At 34.8% G+C, this 21,672-nt stretch carries 18 protein-coding genes; 6 read left to right on the top strand and 12 right to left on the bottom strand.

The features are described from left to right. Positions 1 to 164: 164 nt before the first annotated feature. The 5 genes from J2X17_RS12925 to J2X17_RS12905 form a co-directional block, all read right to left on the bottom strand. A complete protein-coding gene (locus tag J2X17_RS12925; RefSeq protein WP_310298631.1) occupies positions 165 to 2,039 on the bottom strand; it encodes a peptidase U32 family protein in 1,875 nt (624 codons plus the stop codon). A gap of 143 nt (positions 2,040 to 2,182) precedes the next feature. Beyond that, entirely contained in the window at positions 2,183 to 2,776 is a 594-nt protein-coding gene (locus tag J2X17_RS12920) for a hypothetical protein (RefSeq protein ID WP_310298629.1), read from the bottom strand. A 125-nt stretch (positions 2,777 to 2,901) separates the two neighbouring features. Continuing rightward, on the bottom strand, positions 2,902 to 3,360 hold the full coding sequence (locus J2X17_RS12915) for a ferritin-like domain-containing protein (RefSeq protein ID WP_310298626.1): 459 nt from the start codon (positions 3,358 to 3,360) through the stop codon (positions 2,902 to 2,904). A gap of 375 nt (positions 3,361 to 3,735) precedes the next feature. Then, positions 3,736 to 4,926: a pyridoxal phosphate-dependent aminotransferase gene (locus J2X17_RS12910; protein ID WP_310298623.1), complete on the bottom strand. Its 1,191-nt coding sequence runs from the start codon at positions 4,924 to 4,926 to the stop codon at positions 3,736 to 3,738. A 92-nt stretch (positions 4,927 to 5,018) separates the two neighbouring features. Beyond that, on the bottom strand, positions 5,019 to 6,113 hold the full coding sequence (locus J2X17_RS12905) for a fatty acid desaturase family protein (RefSeq protein WP_310298621.1): 1,095 nt from the start codon (positions 6,111 to 6,113) through the stop codon (positions 5,019 to 5,021). Between the two features lie 107 nt (positions 6,114 to 6,220). Here J2X17_RS12905 and rsmG point away from each other — a divergent pair, with 107 nt between their 5' ends. Then, positions 6,221 to 6,850, top strand: a complete 630-nt coding sequence (gene rsmG / locus J2X17_RS12900; protein ID WP_310298618.1) for a 16S rRNA (guanine(527)-N(7))-methyltransferase RsmG — start codon at positions 6,221 to 6,223, stop codon at positions 6,848 to 6,850. Between the two features lie 88 nt (positions 6,851 to 6,938). Here the strand turns inward: rsmG and J2X17_RS12895 are convergent, their stop codons facing one another. Together J2X17_RS12895 and pruA are read right to left on the bottom strand one after the other, a co-directional pair. Beyond that, positions 6,939 to 7,670, bottom strand: coding sequence for a hypothetical protein (locus tag J2X17_RS12895; protein ID WP_310298616.1), 732 nt, complete (start codon positions 7,668 to 7,670; stop codon positions 6,939 to 6,941). 546 nt (positions 7,671 to 8,216) lie between these two features. Next, complete coding sequence (gene pruA, locus J2X17_RS12890; RefSeq protein WP_310298613.1) at positions 8,217 to 9,842, bottom strand: L-glutamate gamma-semialdehyde dehydrogenase; 1,626 nt, start codon at positions 9,840 to 9,842, stop codon at positions 8,217 to 8,219. A 202-nt stretch (positions 9,843 to 10,044) separates the two neighbouring features. On the opposite strand from pruA, the gene J2X17_RS12885 reads away from it, so the two are divergent. From J2X17_RS12885 to pdeM, 4 genes are all read left to right on the top strand, one after another. Next, on the top strand, positions 10,045 to 11,103 hold the full coding sequence (locus tag J2X17_RS12885) for a ligase-associated DNA damage response exonuclease (RefSeq protein ID WP_310298610.1): 1,059 nt from the start codon (positions 10,045 to 10,047) through the stop codon (positions 11,101 to 11,103). Positions 11,104 to 11,293: 190 nt separating this feature from the next. Continuing rightward, entirely contained in the window at positions 11,294 to 12,895 is a 1,602-nt protein-coding gene (locus J2X17_RS12880) for an ATP-dependent DNA ligase (protein ID WP_310298606.1), read from the top strand. A gap of 103 nt (positions 12,896 to 12,998) precedes the next feature. Further along, the gene (locus tag J2X17_RS12875; RefSeq protein ID WP_310298603.1) at positions 12,999 to 15,458 is read left to right on the top strand and encodes a ligase-associated DNA damage response DEXH box helicase; all 2,460 of its coding nucleotides are present in this window, start codon (positions 12,999 to 13,001) and stop codon (positions 15,456 to 15,458) included. A 7-nt stretch (positions 15,459 to 15,465) separates the two neighbouring features. Then, complete coding sequence (gene pdeM, locus J2X17_RS12870; protein WP_310298601.1) at positions 15,466 to 16,101, top strand: ligase-associated DNA damage response endonuclease PdeM; 636 nt, start codon at positions 15,466 to 15,468, stop codon at positions 16,099 to 16,101. On the opposite strand, the gene apaG is transcribed toward pdeM, so the two are convergent. From apaG to map, 5 genes are all read right to left on the bottom strand, one after another. Continuing rightward, entirely contained in the window at positions 16,098 to 16,484 is a 387-nt protein-coding gene (gene apaG, locus J2X17_RS12865) for a Co2+/Mg2+ efflux protein ApaG (RefSeq protein ID WP_310298598.1), read from the bottom strand. The genes pdeM and apaG overlap by 4 nt on opposite strands. A 79-nt stretch (positions 16,485 to 16,563) precedes the next feature. Continuing rightward, a complete protein-coding gene (locus tag J2X17_RS12860; protein WP_310298595.1) occupies positions 16,564 to 17,823 on the bottom strand; it encodes a type IX secretion system plug protein in 1,260 nt (419 codons plus the stop codon). A gap of 84 nt (positions 17,824 to 17,907) precedes the next feature. After that, positions 17,908 to 18,681 carry a methyltransferase domain-containing protein gene (locus tag J2X17_RS12855; protein WP_310298592.1) on the bottom strand — a complete coding sequence of 258 codons (774 nt, stop codon included), beginning with the start codon at positions 18,679 to 18,681 and terminating at the stop codon, positions 17,908 to 17,910. Positions 18,682 to 18,723: 42 nt separating this feature from the next. Then, positions 18,724 to 19,128 carry a GxxExxY protein gene (locus J2X17_RS12850; protein ID WP_310298588.1) on the bottom strand — a complete coding sequence of 135 codons (405 nt, stop codon included), beginning with the start codon at positions 19,126 to 19,128 and terminating at the stop codon, positions 18,724 to 18,726. A gap of 69 nt (positions 19,129 to 19,197) precedes the next feature. Then, positions 19,198 to 20,016, bottom strand: coding sequence for a type I methionyl aminopeptidase (gene map, locus J2X17_RS12845; protein WP_310298585.1), 819 nt, complete (start codon positions 20,014 to 20,016; stop codon positions 19,198 to 19,200). 260 nt (positions 20,017 to 20,276) lie between these two features. Here map and J2X17_RS12840 point away from each other — a divergent pair, with 260 nt between their 5' ends. Next, complete coding sequence (locus J2X17_RS12840; protein ID WP_310298582.1) at positions 20,277 to 21,530, top strand: DUF445 domain-containing protein; 1,254 nt, start codon at positions 20,277 to 20,279, stop codon at positions 21,528 to 21,530. Positions 21,531 to 21,672 lie beyond the last annotated feature (142 nt).

Here is a 21,672-nt window from a genome sequence, read left to right as displayed (position 1 = left end):
CACTGCAGTGCGTCTACGAGATCTATAATTAACCGCAAAGTTCGCAAAGAATTACGCGAAGAACGCAAAGCTTTGTTTTGAAGTAAAATAAAAAAGGTTCGCAAAGATTTTATAATCTTTGCGAACCTTGCGTAATCTCTTTGCGAACCTTGCGGTTAAATTATCTAGTGAAAATGATCTTCCTCAATTTCGAATTCGGCGTCTTTTTCCCAAATTTCCATTTCACAAGGTTTACAGTTGAATTTTAGTTTGTATTCTAATTCACCTTGTTTCAATACTAATGGTTCTTTTACCTTGACACCAACAATGTCTTTTTGGTGTATCGGGCATTTTTTTAATTCGTATTTGATGCAATATTTGGTCGTCATTACACGCGATTTTCCTGGATCCCATTGTAATTCGAATGCTTTTTCGATTTCGGTAACACCGTGGCGTTCGTAGAATTTACGAGCGGTTTTGTTCGAAACATTGTACATGAAATCTAATTTGGTTTCAGGATACGGATGTGACGTTTTTACTATTTGGTGTTCTTCTCGTTTGTAATTTTTCAAACGAATTTCAGTTAACTGATCGTAAACCGTTCTTCGCATTTCGTTGATTTTTGAAATAGGAAGGAACCATTTTTGAGAGAACATAATATTGATTTCATTAGCAGTATAAGGTGTAAAACCTGTTTTTGCCAATTGCGTTTTGATGTTTTCTTCAATTGATTCTCCGGTTTTAGTCTGCTCTTTTGCGTGTTCTAAATTAACGATGCTTACATTTCCGTCTTCATCGGTAGCGATTAATTCGAAACCAGTTTCATTTTCTGTAAGTAATAAAGTCGTGCTGATTTTTCGGACAGCACTGTCTTCTCTTTCTACAATTTTAATGAAAGCGGCGTCGTTATTTCTGTAGATGAAAGTTCCGTCTTTTATTTCTTTTAGAACATTCGGATATATTTTACCGTTTTCTGCTTTGTTTACGTAAATTCCGTCAGCTTCATTGTTTTCGTTGATGAAACAAAGTCCATCACCATTGTTTAGGAATTCTCCGTTTTCGATTTCGTAAGCGTTTCCAACAGTTCTGATTAACTTACCAATATATTGCCCTTTTGATTTTGGGCTTTCCCAAGAACCAATAGAGCTGTGTCTTTCGTTTACAAAATAATCGGTGTAACCGCGGTTGAAAGTTCTGTTCAAAGACGAATCAAAAGTATAGGTACAAGTTCCTGATGAAGCTTTTGTGTATTTTTCGCTTCCTTCGCCTTCTAGATAGCTATCTAATTTTTGACGTAAATACGATACGTTGTTTTTTACATAAACAACATCTTTCAATCTTCCTTCAATTTTAAAAGAAACAATTCCGGCTTCAATCAAATTCGGAATCTGTTCTGAAATATCTAAATCTTTGATCGAAAGTAAGTGACTGTTTTTAATTAAAGTTTCTCCGTTCCCGTCGATTAAGTTATACGGCAAGCGGCAGTTTTGAGCGCAAGAGCCACGGTTGGCGCTGCGTTCTCCATTAGCGACACTCATGTAACAGTTTCCGCTAAAAGAAACACATAAAGCTCCGGTGACGAAAAACTCTAACTCAACATCAGCTTCGTCGTATATTGTTTTAATTTGATGCAGATTTAATTCGCGGGCTAAAACCACACGTTTGATTCCGGCATCTTTAAGGAATTTAATTTTATCTGCGTCACGGTTATTGGCTTGGGTGCTGGCATGAAGTACGATAGGAGGCAAGTCCATCTCCATAATTGCCATATCCTGAATAATTAAAGCATCAACACCAATATCGTATAACTCCCAAATCATTGAGCGACACGTTTCCAGTTCGTTGTCGTATAAAATGGTATTCATAACGACAAAAACCTGAGCGTTAAATAAATGCGCATATTGCACTAAAGCGGCAACATCTTCAATAGAGTTGTTGGCATTTGAACGGGCACCAAATTGTGGCGCACCAATATAAACGGCATCGGCTCCACTGTTTATAGCAGCCATTCCGCCAATTAAATCTTTTGCCGGAGCTAATATTTCAATCTTCTTCTTCATTTCTAGTACTTTAGGCTTTTGTGGTATTCACGCAAAAAAGTCTGCAAAGTTCTTATAAATATTTTGAGTTTACTAATGCTGAAGGGATTTTTTTAGAAATAGTTAACTAATATGGAATGATGATGGGTAATTTGAGATCGCTATTAATCTAAAGGGAAAGTATATCCTAGAGCAAATATTGCGTTTGATTGTTTAGCTGCAGGATGAAAATAGCCGGAAATACCGATTTCAAAATTGTGTTTTCGGCCAATAGCTAATCCTAAACTAAATGGAATATGGAGTAGTACATCGCTTTTGTCGAAATTAACATTAGGCGTTAACGTTTCAAACTTACCTATTGAAGTACCAATACCTCCTTCAATAAATGGTGCCACCCAAGGAATGGGGGCGAAAAAACGAACTTTTCCTCCAAGTAAAATAGCATTGGTTGTTACTTTGTATTGAGGCTGATTTTGTAAATCAGGAATTTCATCAACTGATGTAAAAATTCCACCAACATAAGGTCTTACACTAAACCATGAAGTCATTCCAAAAATATATTCTCCCTGTAGATAAAGTCCACCCCCCATAACATCTACTTCATCTTGTGCGCCATAACTTTCAATATAATAAGATGAGCTGCTTGCAAAACCTATTGAAGCTTTTATTGCATTGCCTTCTGTTTGAGCTTTTGATAAATTTGAGAAAAATAAAGTAAAGATTGTAATAAAAAAGAATTTGCGTAAAGTTATATTCATAAAATAATTTTGGTTAAGATTTATAATTTTGGTTGCGGCGAAAGTAAAGATTTATTTTATAAAACAAAAAAACTACCCAGTTTTACAACCAAGTAGTCTTCTTCTCAAAAAAAAATAGCATCAATTTATGACGATCTTTTAGCTTTAATTTTATCCAATGTACTTTGGATACTGTTTAATTGTTTGGAAACAATGGCGATTTGACTTCCGTCTAATTCGTTTTTTTCAAGTGCCATTTTGTATTTTTCAACGGCAGCTTCTTCTCCGGTAATACAAGCATTGATAATTGCTTCTGTATCTCCACCGGTAAAAGAGGATTTGATGTCAATCCATGTACGGTGCAAAGCTCCTAACGGACCTCCGCCAGAAGTATCTGTCGATTTTCCTAGTTTATTGATTTGATCTTGTAATTCAACTATGAATAAAGCTCTTTCGCGGGCGTACTCTAAAAAATCAGCTTTGATAATCAGATCTTCTACGTGTTCTGCTGCATTGGTATATCCTAGTTTCCCGTCTTCCAAAATAGAAATTAATCCTTCTAAAGTATTAACTGCTTCTGTTGTGGTTTCTTCTGTATGTATCATAACTTTTAGTTTTTAAATTAATGTATAATACAAAGTTGGGATTTTAGGAAGCCTTATGTCTTATAGAATTACAACGGTTGTTTATAAGATTGTAGAATGGGAATTTTGAAAGTGAATTTTGAAAATGAAATTTTATCTCACGCAGATTTTGCAGATTTATTTTGTTTTTTTTTTAAATGAGAATTTCTTGTTACCGATTTGCGTGAGGGATAGTAGTGGAAAGCCCACAGCCGTGAGGAACGAACAGGCGAGGACTTGTAACGGATAGCCCGACCCGGAGGGTCACGCCCAAAATAATCCAATAAAAAAAACAGCTTAAAGTATAAAGTGATGAAACTTTGAACCTTAAGCCGTTTTAATAAACTTATTTATATTTTATACAGTCAAAGCTTCTTTGATTCTGCGTAATGCTTCTTTTAAAATATCGTCGCTGGTCGCATAAGAAAAACGAATACAATTTGGATTTCCGAAAGCGTCACCTGTTACAGTTGCTACGTTAGCCTCAGCTAAAAGATACATCGAAACATCGTTTGCATCTTTAATTTCAGTTCCTCTCAATGTTTTTCCGAAGAAAGAAGAAACGTCTGGGAATACATAAAAAGCTCCTTCCGGAACGTTGATTTTTACACCAGGAATTTCTTTTAATAATCCAACTACTAAATCTCTACGAGTGTGGAATGCCTGAACCATGTGGTTTAATACACTTGGATCAGCGTCTACAGCCGTAATTGTAGCACGTTGCGCTACAGAGTTTGCTCCAGAAGTTACTTGTCCCTGAATTTTTGTACATGCTTTTGCGATGAATTCCGGTGCTCCGATGTAACCAATTCTGTATCCTGTCATGGCGAATGCTTTTGCAACTCCATTCACCGTGATTGTTTTTTCCAACATTCCAGGAATTGAACCGATACTGCAGAAAGTACCTGAGAAATTAATGTGCTCATAAATTTCGTCAGCAACTACATAGATATTTGGGTGTTTTTCCAACACTTTAGCAAGAGCTGTTAACTCTTCTCTGCTATAAACAGAACCTGAAGGGTTACAAGGAGAACTGAACCACATCATTTTTGTTTTTGGTGTGATCGCAGCTTCTAATTGTTCTGGAGTGATTTTAAAATCAGTATCTACAGAAGTTGGAACTTCAACCGGAACTCCGCCTGAAAGTTTTACAATTTCGAAGTAAGATACCCAGTATGGTGCTGGCAAGATAACCTCGTCACCATCGTTTAACATTACTTGTGCAATGTTGTATAAAGATTGTTTTGCTCCTGTAGAAACTACGATTTGAGTTGGTTTGTACTCTAATCCGTTGTCTCTTTTGAATTTTCTTGAGATTGCTTCTCTCAATTCTAAATAACCTTCTACTGGAGAATATGTGCTATAATTTTCGTCTACTGCTTTTTTAACAGCTTCTTTGATAAAGTCTGGTGTATTGAAATCTGGTTCACCTAAACTTAAACTGATAATATCTTTTCCTTGTGCTTTTAATTCGCGTGCTAAAGCGGCCATTGCCAAAGTTTGTGAGGTCGCTAGGTTGTTGATTCTGTCCGAAAGAATGTGATTCATTTTTGTAGTTAATTGCGGTTTAATATTATATTGAGATTGTATTGTAGAGATGCATTGCTGTGCATCTTTACGTTACGATATTTTAAATTGATTTATGCTAATTCAGGTTTCATTCCAAGATCACGCAAATGCTTAAAGTGAGCAATTACGGCACTTGTCATGGTTTTGTATTCGTAGTAAGGCAAATTACATTCTTTTGCAGTTTCTTTCACGATTTTTGCAATTTTACCATAGTGAACGTGACTGATATTTGGAAAAATATGATGTTCGATTTGGTGATTTAATCCACCAGTGTACCAGTTAACTATTGCGTTTTTAGGAGCAAAATTAGTAGTAGTAAACAATTGGTGAATGGCCCAGGTATTGTCCATTTCGCCCAATTCGTTTGGAGAAGGATTTGTAGTTTCTTCAACAACGTGTGCCAATTGAAAAACAATGCTCAAAATTAATCCGGCAGTGTAATGCATTATAAAAAAGCCAATTAAAACTTTCCACCACGTAATTCCGATAACTATTGGAAGAACAATCCAAATAGAAACATAAATTACTTTTGTGATGATTAGAGTTGTCCAAAGAATTTTCGGACTTTTTGGCTCTCCATAAGATAATTTTCTTTTAAGGTAACTTCTCATTTGCTTAAAATCGGTCGTAATTGCCCAATTGAAAGTCAATAATCCGTATAAGAAAACAGAATAATAATGTTGAAAACGGTGGAAACTATGCCATTTTGCATCTTTAGTAAAACGGATGATTCTTCCGGCATCTAAATCTTCATCGTGTCCGGGAATGTTAGTATAAGTATGGTGTAATACATTATGCTGAACCTGCCAGTTGTAAACGTTTCCTGCCAAAACATAAATAGTTCCGCCCATGAATTTATTAATCCAGTTTTTGGTTGAAAAAGAACCGTGATTTCCGTCATGCATTACGTTCATACCAATACCAGCCATACCAATTCCGATAACGATTGATAAAAGCAGCATTAGCCAAAACGGCATTTCAAGCGTAAGTATCAAAAAGTAAGGAGTCAAAAAAACAGCGAACAGAATAACTGCTTTTAAATGCAATTTCCAGTTTCCGGTTTTCTGAATATTATTTTCTTTGAAGTAATTGTTTACCCGTGAGTTAAGTGTCCTGAAAAACTTCAGATTGTCTTGCCTTGCAAATGTAGGTGCGGTATTATTCATAACTATTTTAAATAGGTTTCAAAGGTAATTATTATAAATTCTCAATTTGCAAAATTGAGTTAAATATTTCAATCGTAAAGTAGTACTTTTGTTAAAAATTTATAGCAATGGATGAGATATTGAAATATTTTCCAGATTTGACCGATGTTCAAATCGAACAATTTCAAAAATTAGACTTTTTATACCACGACTGGAATGAAAAAATCAATGTAATTTCTAGAAAAGATATTGATGCCTTATATACAAAACATATTTTGCATTCGCTTGGAATTGCAAAAATCATGAAGTTTGAGCCCGGAGCAACTGTTTTGGATGTTGGAACCGGTGGAGGTTTTCCTGGAATTCCGTTAGCGATTCTTTTTCCGGAAACACGTTTTTATTTAATTGATGTTATTGCAAAGAAAATAAAAGTGGTTCAGGGAGTAGTTGATGCATTAGAATTAAAGAACGTAAAAGCAGAACAAAAACGTGCCGAATTGGTAAAAGGCGATTTCGATTTTATCGTTAGTCGTGCCGTTACAAATATGCCGGATTTTGTTTCGTGGATAAAAGATAAAATCAAAAAACAGCACAAGCATACTTTAAAAAACGGAATCTTATATCTGAAAGGTGGAGATTTAACGGAAGAATTGGCTGCTTTTCCGAAAGCGACTTTGTATGATTTAGCGACTATTTTTGAAGATGAATTTTTTGAAACTAAAAAAGTGGTGCATTTACCGTTGAAGTTTCAACCTTAGAAAATTTGTGGTTTCAGGTTGTTGCAACTTATGGACAATAAAAAATCCGAATCTAATTTTAGATTCGGATTTTTTATTTAAATTGAAATTAGCTGGCATTTTTTTGAATGCACAAAAATGGATTGGTTTTGTAGTCTAAATTATTAATGAAATTATTTAATGCCTTTTCAGAAGATTCAGGTGAATATTTGAATTTAGGATCAAAGAAGAAGTCGCGGGAAATTGGCGTTTCAGTTGATGAGTCATATACAGCCTCATCACTTTCATCGAGATTCTCAGTGCTGTATGGGCAAGGAAATGATAGGGTTAATTCTTTTATTGTTTTGTCGAACCATTTCTCAAAAACTTTTCTCTTTGGACAAAGATGACGTGCCAGTAAAACTAAACCAATGATTTCACTTTGAAGGAAATATGATCCTTTTCTATATCGTACATCAACCATTTTTACAGTCATAAGAGCGGTCCACATTGGTCCATCCACACTTCCTTTAGCAGGCATATCCAGGTCTATATCAAAGTCTAGTGGCATTGTGTATTCAGGGTTGTCTATCAGACACCATAAGGCTTCAATGCGTTTTTCTACGTCATTTGCAGTTGTGGCGTATTTCCTAAAACGCCAATGTACCCATTCCAAAAGAGCTGCAGTTAACCCCACTGCGGCTTTGTGGTTAATTTTGCTAAGTATATTTTCGAGTTGTTCATTTCCCACAAAAGGATCAACAAATTTTTGCATTTTTTTATTGTTCCATTTGTAATCTATAGGATGGTTAATACATTTGGCTTTTAAAATTATTTGTGGGACATCTTTTTGGTTTTTCATGGCTTTCTAGTTTAATGAATTTATAATATTACCTTAATCTAAGCGTGAACAATACGTTCTCTTTTTTAATTTCTGTTAAAGGCAAATTTATTGGTTCACTTATTTATGATGAGATAAGAAAAGTCTTAAAAACAATAAAATAGGGTTTTTAATAATTACAAGTCATTGAAAATAAACATTATAGGAAAAATATTACAAAAGAATTATAGTAGATATTGTGAGTTCTTTATTTTATGATGATTAAATAAACTGAAGAATGAACTTTATAAAAAGAGTCATAGCAACTATGTTAGCTTTGGTTTTATCGTGTAAAACCGAATAAATTCAAAACACTGGAACGGAAAAAGTAAAAAAACAAATTCCACTAAAAGAGAAAGTTTTTAACTGCAGCCAAATAAAAAGAACTAAAGCCGGATTTAGTAATTCAGAGATTAAAAAACGAAATAATAGCAATAATTAAAAAGGAAAAGCCGAATCTAAATTTAGATTCGGCTTTTTTATATAGACAAAGTTTCAAACCTGAAACCTTAAACCTGAAACAAATTATTATCCCAAGAAAGGATATCTGTAATCTTCCGGAGTTACAAAAGTTTCTTTGATCGTTCTTGGAGAAGCCCAACGTAATAAGTTCAATGCAGAACCTGCTTTGTCGTTCGTTCCTGAAGCTCTCGCTCCCCCAAATGGCTGCATTCCTACAACAGCTCCTGTTGGTTTATCGTTGATGTAGAAGTTACCGGCAGCATTTTGCAATTTCGTAGTAGCTACTTCAATAGCATAACGATCCTGGCTGAAAACAGCTCCTGTTAAAGCGTACTCAGAAGTAGTATCAACTAATTCTAAAGTCTCTTCCCATTTTGCATCTTCGTAAACGTAGATAGTAATAACTGGTCCGAATAATTCGGTTTCCATTGTAGTATATTTTGGGTTTGTAGTTACAATAACTGTTGGCTCAATAAAGTAACCTACAGATTTATCATAATTTCCACCGATGATGATTTCAGCATCAGCATCCTTTTTTGCCTGATCAATATAACTAGCTAATTTATCAAAAGAACCTTCGTGGATAACTGCAGTAATGAAGTTTCCAAAATCTTCCGGAGAACCCATTTTCATAGATTTTACATCAGCAATTAATTGTTCTTTTACAGCTGGCCACAAACTTTGCGGAATATAAGCTCTTGAAGCTGCAGAACATTTTTGTCCTTGAAATTCAAATGCACCACGAGTAATACCTGTAGTCACTTGTTTTACGTTAGCACTTGGATGAGCAATGATAAAATCTTTACCACCAGTTTCACCAACGATTCTTGGATATGTTTTATAGTTGTGAATGTTTGCACCAATTTTAGCCCAGATATCTTTAAATACATGAGTTGATCCTGTAAAGTGAACTCCAGCGAAATCGCGGCTTGCTAAAACAGTATCCGTAATCATTAAAGCATCTCCAAAAACAACGTTGATAACACCATCAGGAACACCAGCTTCTTTGAAAACATCAATGATGATTTTTGCAGAGAAAACCTGGCTGTCGCTTGGTTTCCAAACCACAACGTTACCCATCATAGCAGCACTTGCAGGAAGATTAGCAGCGATAGCAGTAAAGTTGAAAGGAGTAATAGCGTAAACAAAACCTTCAAGAGGTCTGTATTCTAAACGATTCCAAACAGTAGAATCAGATTTTGGCTGATCGTTGTAAATTTGAGTCATGAATTCTACGTTGTAACGTAAAAAGTCGATCAATTCACATGAAGCATCAATTTCTGCCTGATGAATATTTTTAGATTGTCCAATCATTGTCGCAGCATTGATACGTGCTCTGTATGGACCTGCAATTAGTTCCGCAGCTTTTAAGAAAATAGCAGCACGTTGTTCCCATGCCATGTTTGCCCATGCTTTTCTTGATTCAAGTGCATTTGCAATTGCTTTTTCAATATGTTGTTTTTCAGCTAAATGATACGTTCCAACGATATGTTTGTGATCGTGTGGAGCTGAAATTGTTTTTGTATTTCCAGTTTTGATTTCTTCACTTCCAATGTATAACGGTACATCAATTTTTGAGTTCCACATTGTAGTGTAAGCCGCTTGAACTGCTGCTTTTTCTGGTGAGTTTGGTGCGTAACCTTTTACTGGTTCGTTTACCGCTTTTGGTACATGAAAGAATCCTTTTAACATGGGATAAATTATTTTTAAAATTACGAATTGTCTAATTTTTTACAAAAGTACAAATGATAATTTGATTATATCACAATACAATATTAAAAAGTTGTAATTTAATAAAGTAATCCCGCGAAACTGTAAAACAGCTTCATTGATAAATAGTTAAATTTGATAGAATGTGCCAATATGGATTATAAACATTAAAAATGGTAACACCATGAAAATCCCACTCTTAGCTTTTAACGATAATGGAATTTATTGCCAGCAGGCCGATGTCTATCTTGATCCATGGAAACCTGTAAAGAATGCCATTATAACGCACGGACATTCCGACCACGCACGTTGGGGAAATCAAAATTACATTACACATCATACTAATATTCCGATAATCCGTCATCGTTTGGGAGAAATAAATGTTACCGGCAAAGAGTGGGGAGAAACCTTCATAATCAACAATGTAAAATTTTCATTTCATCCTGCCGGACATATTATTGGAAGTTCTCAAATTCGGGTAGAGCACAAAGGAGAAGTGTGGGTTTTTACAGGCGATTATAAAACAGAGGATGATGGAATCTCGGTTCCCTATGAAGTTGTAAAATGTGACACTTTTATAACCGAATGTACTTTTGGTTTACCGGCTTTTAACTGGACGCCACAAGCTGAAGTAATGACAGAAATCAATAACTGGTGGGCAGAAAACAAAGCCGAAGGAAAAACTTCAGTTCTGTTTGGTTATTCATTAGGAAAAGCCCAGCGACTTTTAAAATACCTCGATACCGATATTGGAACAATTTATACTCACGGTGCTATCGAAAATATGACAAATGTTTTACGTCCGATGGTTGATTTCCCTCCTACAACATTAGTGACACGTGAAACTAAAAAAGAAGATTTATTAGGAAACATTGTCCTGGCGCCGCCAAGCGCGCATGGAAGTATCTGGATCAGAAAAATGACTCCTTTTGTTACTGGTTCTGCAAGCGGCTGGATGGCGTTTCGCGGAGCCAGACGCAGACGCGCTATCGACAAAGGTTTTGTGTTAAGCGATCATTGCGATTGGTTTTCCTTATTAGAAAGCATAAAAGCAACTGGCGCAGAAAAAATAATTTGCACGCACGGTTACACCGATATTTTCTCTAAATATCTAAGAGAATTGGGTTACAATGCCAGAACCGAAAAAACGCAATACGAAGGCGAAACGGTCGAAATGGAAAAGGAAGAAGAAAAAATAGCAGGAATAAATCAAAACGGAACTGAGATTATTTCTGAAAATTAATCATAAAAAAAATAACACATTGTAACCTAGTTTACTTTGTGGTTAAGGGCATTTCATTTGTTTAAAGAAACATAGCTATGTGTGAAAATCTGGATTTTTTAAAAACATCTTCTTTTTCAATTTAGAATCTATGTTTCTATGTGTTTAATAATTATAAGCAAAGAGTTTAAAATAGTAATAGTAGATGTAGATGAAAAATTTCGCACAACTTATAAAAACACTTGACAGTTCTAATAAAACGAATGTAAAAGTCGACGCCCTGACAACGTATTTTAAAAATGCATCGCCGGAAGATAAAGTATGGACCATTGCCATTCTTTCGCATCGACGCCCACCGAGACCGGTTAATACAACTTTATTACGAATTTGGGCAAATGAATTGGCTAATATTCCACTATGGCTTTTTGAAGAAAGTTATCATATTGTGGGAGATTTAGCAGAAACAATTGCTTTGATTATTCCCACTACAAAAGAACATTCGGATAAAAGTTTAACTGAATATCTTCAGGAAATCATCGCTTTAAAAAAGAAATCGGATATAGAAAAAAAAGAATATTTACATGAAAATTGGCTGGCTTTAAATTATTACGAACGTTTTGTTTTTACCAAATTAATTACAGGAAGTTTAAGAATCGGTGTAAGCCAAAAATTAATGACAAGAGCTTTATCAAAAGCAGAAGATGTGGATGAAGACGCTTTGGCATATAAATTAATGGGGAATTGGGATCCGAATACCATCACTTTTCAGGAATTGATTTTAGATGAAAAAAGCAGTGATTATTTATCGAAACCTTATCCGTTTTATCTGGCGTATCCAATTGAAGGTGAAGTGGACAATTTAGGTAATCCCGAAGATTGGTCCGTTGAACATAAATGGGATGGAATCCGGTCTCAGACGATCATCCGCGAAAGCGAAATTTATGTGTGGTCAAGAGGCGAGGAGCTGGTAACCGACAAATATCCGGAGTTTCATTCTTTGGTCGGATTGATTCCAAACGGAACTGTAGTCGATGCCGAAATTTTAGCTTATCCCGAAGGAGAAATAGGAACTTTTAATGACTTGCAAACCCGAATTGGACGCAAAACAATATCAGCTTCTTTGCTTGAAAAAGTTCCCGTCATTCTAAAAGCGTATGATATTTTAGAATGGGAAGGTCAGGATATCCGGAATTTACCATATTCAGAACGCAGATTATTATTAGAGCAATTATACGATTCGATAAAAGATAAAACTAAAAATTTTCAATTATCAGAAAGGGTTTTGCTCCATTCCTGGGAAGATGTTGCGGCCGAAAGAATGCGTGCCCGCGAAATGAAAAGCGAAGGTTTGATGATTAAACGCAACGATTCAACTTATCAGGTGGGAAGAAAAAAAGGCGATTGGTGGAAATGGAAGATAGAACCTTTAGTGATTGATGCCGTTTTAACGTACGCCATGCGCGGCCACGGAAGAAGATCGAATTTATTTACTGATTATACTTTTGCACTTTGGCAAACAAATGATAAAGAGGAAAAAGAACTGGTCACTTTTGCAAAAGCTTATTCTGGTTTAACCGATGCCGAATTTCGACAAGTAGATGATTTTATCAAAAAAAACACCTTAGAAAGATTCGGTCCAGTCCGAAGTGTCACGCCAAAACTAGTTTTTGAAATTGGTTTTGAAGGAATTGCACTTTCAAAAAGACATAAAAGTGGAGTGGCAACGAGATTCCCGAGAATTTTAAGATGGCGACATGACAAGAAAATTGAGGAAGCCAATACGATTGAAGATTTAAAAAGTATGATTTCATAAAAGGTTCAAAGGGACAAAGTGACAGAGTTTCAAAGAAAAAAACTTTAGGAAACAGCTAAACTTTGTCCCTCTGAGCCTTTGCAACTTTGAACCTTATAAAAAAATGAACAGAGAAGAACTATACACAATTGCAGAAAAATGGTTTCAGGATCAGGGTTGGAAATCTTTTCCGTTTCAAACTCAGACGTGGACTGCTTTTCTGCAAGGCAAAAATGGGTTATTAAACGCACCAACAGGAAGCGGAAAAACCTATGCCTTATGGTTTCCTATTGTTCTCGATTACATGAAAAAAAATCCGGATTTTAAAACCAAGCATAAATCAGGATTAAAGGCAATCTGGATTACGCCTTTGCGCGCACTTTCTGTCGAAATAAAACAAGCGGCTGAACGAATTATTACAGATTTAGAGTTGCCATTGACAGTAGGAATTCGGTCTGGAGATACTTCACAAAGCGAAAGAACGAAGCAAAGCAAAATAATGCCCGATTTATTGATTACTACTCCTGAAAGTTTACAATTGCTTTTAGCCTCAAAAGAGTTTTCTAAAACTTTCTCTAATTGCGGTGCTATTGTAGTTGATGAATGGCATGAATTATTAGGTACAAAACGAGGTGTTCAAATGGAATTGGCTTTGTCCCGATTAAAAACAGTTGCTCCGAAAATGAAAATTTGGGGAATTTCAGCAACCATTGGAAATCTTGAATTAGCACAACAGGTTTTGTTAGGTGTTAATTCTGAAGCTTATGAAAATTCGGTTTTGATAAAAGCGAATATCAACAAGAAAATAAAAGTGATTTCAATCCTTCCGGAGAAAATGGAGAGCTATCCATGGCGCGGTCATTTAGGTTTGCATTTAATTGATGAGGTTGCTAAAATCATCAGAAAAAGCAAAACCACTTTAATTTTTACTAATGTACGTTCCGTTTGCGAAATGTGGTATCAGGCAATTTTGGAGAAATACCCTGAATTTGCCGGCGAAATGGCGATGCATCACGGAAGCATAAGCAGAGAAGTTCGGCAATGGGTTGAAAATGCCATTCGGAATGAAGAATTAAAAGTAGTAGTTTGTACGTCAAGTCTGGATTTGGGTGTTGATTTTGCACCAGTTGAAAGCATTATTCAGATTGGCGGTCCAAAAGGCGTTGCACGTTTTCTGCAAAGAGCGGGAAGAAGTGGTCATCAGCCCGGAAAAGAAAGTGTTATTTATTTTCTCGCTACTCATGCAATAGAATTAATTGAAGCATCAGCATTAAAAAAAGCAGCTGAAAAAACGATTGTTGAAGATCGGATTCCGTATTTGAACAGTTGGGATGTGTTAATTCAATATCTAAATACTCTGGCGGTTTCTGACGGATTTTTCCCTGATGAAATTTACAAGGAAGTAAAACAAACCTTCTGCTATCAAAATATAACCAAAGAAAACTGGAATTGGATTCTCAATTTTATTACCAAAGGAAGTCAAAGTTTACAAGCGTATGATGAATTCAAAAAGATAGAAATTGAAGAAGACGGACGTTTTAAAATCAATAGCCGACTCATAGCAATGCACCATAGAATGCAAATTGGAACTATCGTTGGAGATGCAGTTCTTAACGTAAAATATTTAAGCGGAGGTTATATCGGAACCATTGAAGAATGGTTTGCTTCAAAATTACAACCCGGAGATGTCTTTACGTTTGCCGGAAAACGACTCGAATTATTTAGAGTAAAAAATATGCAGGTTTTGGTGCGGAAAGCAGATCCGAAAAAAAGCTCTAAAACGGTGAGCTGGATGGGCGGGCGTATGGCGTTATCTGTACAAATGAGTGAATTGCTTCGAGAAGAATTATATGCCGCCAATACAGATAATTTAACTCCGGAATTAAAAGCCTTAAAACCTATTTTTGACAGACAGCGAAAAGAAAGTATTGTTCCTGATGCAAATGAATTTTTAATTGAAACATTTAAAACAAGAGAAGGCTTTCATGCGATTTTTTACCCTTTTGAAGGCCGTTTTGTGCATGAAGCTTTGGCAAGTATGTTGTCTTATCGTATCAGTTTGCTGTTTTCTATAACTTTTTCACTGGCCTATAATGATTACGGATTTGAACTGCTTTCTGATCAGGAAATTGATATGCAGGCTGTTTTTGACAATGATTTGTTTTCGACAGAATACGTACATCACGATTTGCAAAAAAGTCTGAATTCGACTGAAATGGCAAGAAGAAAGTTCAGGGATATTGCCGTAATCGCCGGATTGGTTTTTACCGGAATGCCTGGCAGACCTGTTAAGACGAAACATTTACAAAGCGGTTCCCAATTGCTTTTTGAAGTTTTCCGCGATTATGAACCTGACAATTTATTGCTTCATCAGGCGTTTATAGAAACCTTTGAACATCAGTTGGAAGAAGGGCGTTTGATTCAGGCTTTAGAAAGAATTAGCCGGCAAACAATTGTGTGGAAACAGTGTAATAAACCAACGCCTTTTAGTTTTCCGATAATTACAGATCGTCTTAGGGAAAAATTATCCAGCGAAACTTTACAGGAAAGAATCAAAAAAATGACCGCCAGTTACATGAAATAATTTCTTTATGCGAATAGTAATTAATAATCAGAATTTTATTCTGCACCAATCTGGTGCTGCTTTTTGGGAGGAAAAAAAGATGCTTCTGATTTCTGATGTTCACTTAGGAAAAGTGACACACTTTAGAAAATACGGCATTGGAATTCCCAAAGAAGCAATTTTTGAAAATTTCAGTCGTCTGAAAACGGTTTTAGAAATATTTAATTCAGAAACTATTGTTTTTTTGGGTGATTTATTTCACAGTAAAATCAATACTGAATGGGATTTTTTTGTGGATTGGATAAAAGAACGATCCCAGAAAATAATTTTAGTGGAAGGAAATCATGATATCATTTCAAAAAGATATTATACAGATTTGAATATCGAAATTTATAATGAGCTAATAATTAATGGTTTTTCATTGACCCATCATCCAACAGATAGTGAAAATTATTTTAATTTTTGCGGACATATACATCCTGGAATAAAATTAAAAGGATTAGGGAGACAGTTTTTAAGTTTACCCTGTTTTTTTCTGAAACCAAAGCAATTGATTTTTCCTGCTTTCGGTGAATTTACGGGAAACTCGTATATTATTCCGACAGAAAATGACAAAGTCTACGCCATTACAAAAGAAGGAATAATAGAAGTGGAAATAAATTAGTTTATAGCAAAAGGAGCACACATTCTAAAAGTAGGTACAATTACTTTGAATGTTTTTGTAGTAGTGAAATTAATCATATTAAAATGACCTTTCATCGCTCCATAAGGAGATGATAATAAACAGCCTGAACTATATGTGTGATTTTCACCTGGTTTCAGGACCGGTTTTTTTCCAATAACACCTTCTCCGTCCACTACTTCGATATCGTTCAAAGAGTCGAAAATTTCCCAGTGACGAGAAGTTAATTGTACAGAATCTTTACTATGATTTTCGATTGTAACTACATAACTAAAGGCAAAATGAATCTTGTAGTTTTTGAAGTAAGTTCCTTCAAAACTAGTCAAAACGGATATTTTTATGCCTCTTGTAATTTGAGAAACCATACTAACGTAGTATATATGTGTGTGTTATAGCTGCAAACTTACGAAAAAAAATCGTTCAACGAAATCCTTTAACAATGTTTTAATTGGTGATATTTATTGAGTTTGCATTTCCTTTTCCGATTACTCTTTCATATCGATCTGAACTGTGTTTGTAATAAACTAACACAGTGTACTCATTTTCTGTCTGATAGAAATTACCATCAATAGCATTTTCAAAATCTATTTTGCCTTTTTTATCAGCTACCCGATACATATAATTTGTAAAACCCTGTTTGATCATAACGGCTTTTTCAAAAACTCCTTTATCTGCATTATAATCCATCTTGTATTCGGGAGTAAGACTATAATTATTGAACATTCCCACAATATAAACATCTTTGTTTAATTGAAAAGCCGGAGCCGAAAGGCTAAAGTACACCCAAGCGTAATCCGCCTCAATTTCATGGTTGAAACCGTTTATGTTTTTCACAACAAAATTTCCATCTACATCTTCATATAAAGTATAAATTTGGTTTGCCCGTGCATGATTGGTGTACAAATAGGAGCTGTAAACATCATTGCTCGAACCAATTTTTGCAACATTATTAGCGGCAGCGCGAATGTCTTTATTTTCAAAATATAAAAATTCATTGCCCGCCCAAAACTGTGTTTCTGTATTGTATTTGTAAATGAGCTGATTACCCATATTGTATTGCGGAGGAATATTTTTGATACCCGTGCTAAAATCGCTGTTTTGTAATAAAAGCACTTTTACGTTTTGCAAAGGTGTTTGAAAAACAATATCATTTGAAAGTACTGTAAATTCAAGACTTTGCTTGTAATCAATATTGCTGAGGTTTCGGCTTCGTTTTACCACAACTCCAACAGTCGAATGGTTTTCGAATAAAACGAATTTTCTGGAGAAAACGACTTCCTTATCTTCATTCAGAATTCTCAGCATATAGTTTCCTGAGATTCGCAACTGCGTTGTAAACTGGTTTGGAAAAGAAAGGCGATAATGCGAAAAAGACTGAAGCGTATTAAATGAATTGGAGTAATCTGTAATTCTCTGATTATCGAAACCACGAATATAATCCGTTTTCGGAATATCAGAGGGAGCCCAATTGTAATCACAGTGAATTATATCAAAATAATAATTGGCTTCATTGCCAAATAAATCATCAAATTGCAATTCAAATACGGAGCCTAATTCGAAAATCGGAACTACATTACTTCCATTCTGAACAAATGAAACCGTTTTGATATTATAAGGAGGAGTAACTTCGGTTTGTACTTCCTGAGCAGTCGCCGAAGTAAAAATGAAAAGTAAAAATAGACTTTGAAATAAAAATTTTGGCATCTTATTGCGTTGTAAGATTGTAAATATAACAATTTATATAACGTAATAAGATGCCATTTTATTGACCTGAGAGGATTTTAGGTTTTAATTTTCCTTTTTGAAGCAAAGCGGAATAATTTCTCCTTTTGCCAGGCAATATTTTTCTACTAATTCCGGAGCAATTTTATTGGTGTAATCTTCTTCGATTACGATAAAACCAATGCTTCTTAATTTATCAAAATAGTCACGGCCATAAATACGTACGTGATCGTATTGGCCGAAAATTTTAGCGCGTTCTTTTTGATCTGTAATTGTATCGTCTGCAAAGGTAACTTCTCTTGATAAATCCTGAGGAATTTGTAAAATCGCCATTCCTCCTGGTTTTAACACGCGAAATAATTCCTGCATCGCTTTCGTATCATCCGGAATATGCTCTAAAACGTGATTACATAAAATCACATCATATTCGTTATCTTTAAAAGGTAAATTACAAATGTCTGCTTTTACATCTGCCAAAGGCGAAAACAAATCGGTTGTGGTATAATCCAGATTTTTTTGCTTGCGGAATAATTTATAAAAAGCCTGTTCCGGAGCAAAATGAAGTACTTTTTTGGGTGCTGTAAAAAAATCAGTCTGATCATTTAAATACAGCCAAAGCAAACGGTGTCTTTCTAAAGAAAGTGTACTTGGCGAAAGCACATTATTACGTTGTTTTCCGTATCCGTAAGGCAAAAACGATCTAAAACTTTTTCCGTCAATCGGATCAGTAAATTTATCTCCTTTTAATGATAATGCTAAAATCGGACGCGCCACATAACTCAAACGAATTAATAATGGACGTGGTATTGTATTAAGTACTAATTTAAATAGTTTCTTCATAGGGGGCTGTTTCGCAAAGTTGCACAAAGGAGACACAGAGTTTCACAAAGTGTTTATAAATCTTTTGATATTATTTTTTAAAATTTTTGAATCAAAGTTAATAAGTAATCCTAATGGATAATTTCCTAGTTTTAAATAAGTCAATATTTGTGCAAAATGGACATCTGTAAATGCTTCGACAGTTTTCAATTCAATTACAATCGTATTTTCGATTAATAAATTAAGTCGATATCCATGATCAAGTTTTATGTCTTTATAAATAATTGGTAAAACTTTTTGTCTTTCAACCGTCAAGCCGGCATTTACTATTTCATAATATAAACATTCCTGATAAGCGGATTCTAATAAACCAGGACCAAGCTGTTTGTGCACTTCAATCGCTAAACCAATAATTTTATATGTAATTGCATCTAATCTATTACGAGATTCATTGTTTTCTTCAAACATTTAATCGGCTTGTAAAATAAATAATTTTGTGAATCTTGGCGTATATCTTTGTGAATCTCTGTGGAATAACTATAAAACTAAAGGCACTTGTCTGAATTCGTCTTCTTCGTTGCTTTCGATTCCTAATGCTTTGTAGATGTATTGAAAAGTCGATAATAATTCTGGTTTTCCATCAATCAATGCAACATCGTGTTCGAAATGCGCACTTGGTTTTCCGTCAGCGGTAAGAATTGTCCAGCCGTCTTTTAATTGTTTGATATTTCTTGTTCCCATGTTAATCATTGGCTCGATCGCAACGACCATTCCTTCAACAAAAAGTTTTCCGCGACCACGTTTTCCGTAGTTTGGCATTTCTGGTTCTTCGTGCATTTTTTGCCCTAAACCGTGACCTACCAATTCACGAACCACTCCGTATCCGTGAGATTCTGTATATTTTTGAATCGCATTTCCAACGTCTTCAACACGATTTCCAGCCTTAAATTCTCTGATACCTACATAAAGAGATTCTTTAGTCACTTTCAATAGTTTTTTAACTTCCGGAGCAACTTCTCCAATTTCAAAACTATAAGCATGATCTCCGTGATATCCATTTTTGAACGCACCACAATCTACCGAAATAACATCACCGTTTTTTAGAGGTGTATTGTTTGGAATTCCGTGTACAACTTGTGCATTCGGACTCATACAAAGTGAATTCGGGAAATCATACAACCCAAGAAAACTTGGTACTGCACCATGATCACGAATAAATTCCTCGGCTAATTTGTCAAGATATAATGTGGTAACTCCTTCTTTAATTTCAGAAGCAATCATTCCTAATGTTTTAGATACGATTAACGCACTTTCGCGCATTAATTCAATTTCTTCTCTACTTTTTTGGATAATCATATTTTTCAGATTTTCAGTTCGCAAAAGTACAATTTTAATATTATTTTTTTGCCACGAATTTCACGAATTAGCACGAATTCATTTGTTATATAGAAATTGAATTTTGAGAATGCATTGTTTCTGTAGTTTGGGAAAGAAAAAATTAGTGAAAATTGGAGAAATTCGTGGCAAACCTTTTTTTATGCTCATTGATTTCAAAGTTTTTCAGCTTATTATTTGAGAGAAAAAACGTAAATTAGTAGTTAAAAACGTTTAAAATCATGGAAACTTCAACAGATCAGGATATAGTTAAATTAAAAGCTTTACGAAAAATGAAAGCGAGCGCTTTGTCCCTTTTAGGATTCGCGGTACTTTTGTTTATTATTGCTATTTATTTTAAAATTCCAATACTTCAGGCTTTTAGCGAGGCAGCAATGGTTGGCGGAATTGCCGATTGGTTTGCAGTTGTCGCATTATTTCGCCATCCGCTTGGAATTCCGATTTGGCATACCGCAATTATTCCAACAAAGAAAAATGAAATTGGAGAAAACCTCGGAAATTTTGTTTCAGAAGAATTTCTAAATCGGGAAAAATTAGAAATTAAACTGGAAGAATTCAACTTTGCGACGAAAGCGTCAGATTGGCTTTCACATGAAGAAAATGCCGATAAAATTGCCGATTCGATTGCGTTGCATGTTCTTCCCGGAATTCTAAAAACAATAAAAGATGAAGATGTAAAGCGATTTATTCAGGTTCAATTTAAAGAAAAATTAGAAGGGATAAATTTTGGAGATTGGGTTGCGCTGGCTTTGGAGCCTTTACAGAAAGGAAATATGAAAGATCAGCTGCTAACGAATCTCGTCGAAGTAATGAGTTCGGAATTGGCTAATAATAAAGATCTGATTCGGAAGAAAGTAAAAGAATCTACACCTTTTTTGAGTTTTGGTCTCGCCGATAAAAGTATTTCAGAAGGTGTTTTTAAAGGATTGGCCGAGTTTTTAGATGAAGCAAAAAATCCAGAAAGTGCGGTCAGAATCAAAATCGACGAATATGTTTATGATTTTCTTGATAAAGTCAAAAATTCCGAAGAAATGAGAATCAAAATCAACAATTTAATTCTTGGTTTTGCCGGCAAAAAAGAAGTTCAGGATTACATCAACGGAATTTGGGATGAAATCAAATTATCGATTTCCAATGATTTAGAAAAAGGAGATGAATCTTCTATTAAAAAAAGTATAGCCAGTTTAATTCAGGGTTTTGGAAACGGGATCAAAGAGGATTCACTGATGATTGACAAAATTAATAATTTTATCAAAAATGATTTATTAGAAGTACTTCTGAATAACAAAAAAGTAATCGGCGATTTAATTTCTTCAACCGTAAAAAGCTGGGATGGGAGAGAGGTTTCTGAAAAATTAGAATTAGAAATAGGAAAAGATTTGCAGTATATCAGAATCAACGGAACTTTGGTTGGTGGCTTAATTGGAATTATAATTTATGGTGTCGAATGGACGTATCATTATTTTGTAATATGATTATTTTAAACCATATAAGTTATATAAGTAATTCTTTTCTAAGTATTCTTTTTAAATGAACTTATATAACTTATATGGTGAAAATGAATAAAAACAAAAAAGAGACAAATCCTAAAACTTGTCTCTTTTTCTATTAAAAAAA

Source organism: Flavobacterium aquidurense, assembly GCF_031458035.1.
Taxonomy (GTDB): domain Bacteria; phylum Bacteroidota; class Bacteroidia; order Flavobacteriales; family Flavobacteriaceae; genus Flavobacterium; species Flavobacterium aquidurense_C.
This window is presented reverse-complemented; position numbering and strand designations above follow the sequence as displayed.

Excerpts from the sequence above, each read along its gene's own strand:
- J2X17_RS12925 (WP_310298631.1), bottom strand. The coding sequence starts at position 2,039 with ATGAAGAAGAAGATTGAAATATTAGCTCCGGCAAAAGATTTAATTGGC.
- J2X17_RS12920 (WP_310298629.1), bottom strand. The coding sequence starts at position 2,776 with ATGAATATAACTTTACGCAAATTCTTTTTTATTACAATCTTTACTTTA.
- J2X17_RS12915 (WP_310298626.1), bottom strand. The coding sequence starts at position 3,360 with ATGATACATACAGAAGAAACCACAACAGAAGCAGTTAATACTTTAGAA.
- J2X17_RS12910 (WP_310298623.1), bottom strand. The coding sequence starts at position 4,926 with ATGAATCACATTCTTTCGGACAGAATCAACAACCTAGCGACCTCACAA.
- J2X17_RS12905 (WP_310298621.1), bottom strand. The coding sequence starts at position 6,113 with ATGAATAATACCGCACCTACATTTGCAAGGCAAGACAATCTGAAGTTT.
- rsmG (WP_310298618.1), top strand. The coding sequence starts at position 6,221 with ATGGATGAGATATTGAAATATTTTCCAGATTTGACCGATGTTCAAATC.
- J2X17_RS12895 (WP_310298616.1), bottom strand. The coding sequence starts at position 7,670 with ATGAAAAACCAAAAAGATGTCCCACAAATAATTTTAAAAGCCAAATGT.
- pruA (WP_310298613.1), bottom strand. The coding sequence starts at position 9,842 with ATGTTAAAAGGATTCTTTCATGTACCAAAAGCGGTAAACGAACCAGTA.
- J2X17_RS12885 (WP_310298610.1), top strand. The coding sequence starts at position 10,045 with ATGAAAATCCCACTCTTAGCTTTTAACGATAATGGAATTTATTGCCAG.
- J2X17_RS12880 (WP_310298606.1), top strand. The coding sequence starts at position 11,294 with ATGAAAAATTTCGCACAACTTATAAAAACACTTGACAGTTCTAATAAA.
- J2X17_RS12875 (WP_310298603.1), top strand. The coding sequence starts at position 12,999 with ATGAACAGAGAAGAACTATACACAATTGCAGAAAAATGGTTTCAGGAT.
- pdeM (WP_310298601.1), top strand. The coding sequence starts at position 15,466 with ATGCGAATAGTAATTAATAATCAGAATTTTATTCTGCACCAATCTGGT.
- apaG (WP_310298598.1), bottom strand. The coding sequence starts at position 16,484 with ATGGTTTCTCAAATTACAAGAGGCATAAAAATATCCGTTTTGACTAGT.
- J2X17_RS12860 (WP_310298595.1), bottom strand. The coding sequence starts at position 17,823 with ATGCCAAAATTTTTATTTCAAAGTCTATTTTTACTTTTCATTTTTACT.
- J2X17_RS12855 (WP_310298592.1), bottom strand. The coding sequence starts at position 18,681 with ATGAAGAAACTATTTAAATTAGTACTTAATACAATACCACGTCCATTA.
- J2X17_RS12850 (WP_310298588.1), bottom strand. The coding sequence starts at position 19,128 with ATGTTTGAAGAAAACAATGAATCTCGTAATAGATTAGATGCAATTACA.
- map (WP_310298585.1), bottom strand. The coding sequence starts at position 20,016 with ATGATTATCCAAAAAAGTAGAGAAGAAATTGAATTAATGCGCGAAAGT.
- J2X17_RS12840 (WP_310298582.1), top strand. The coding sequence starts at position 20,277 with ATGGAAACTTCAACAGATCAGGATATAGTTAAATTAAAAGCTTTACGA.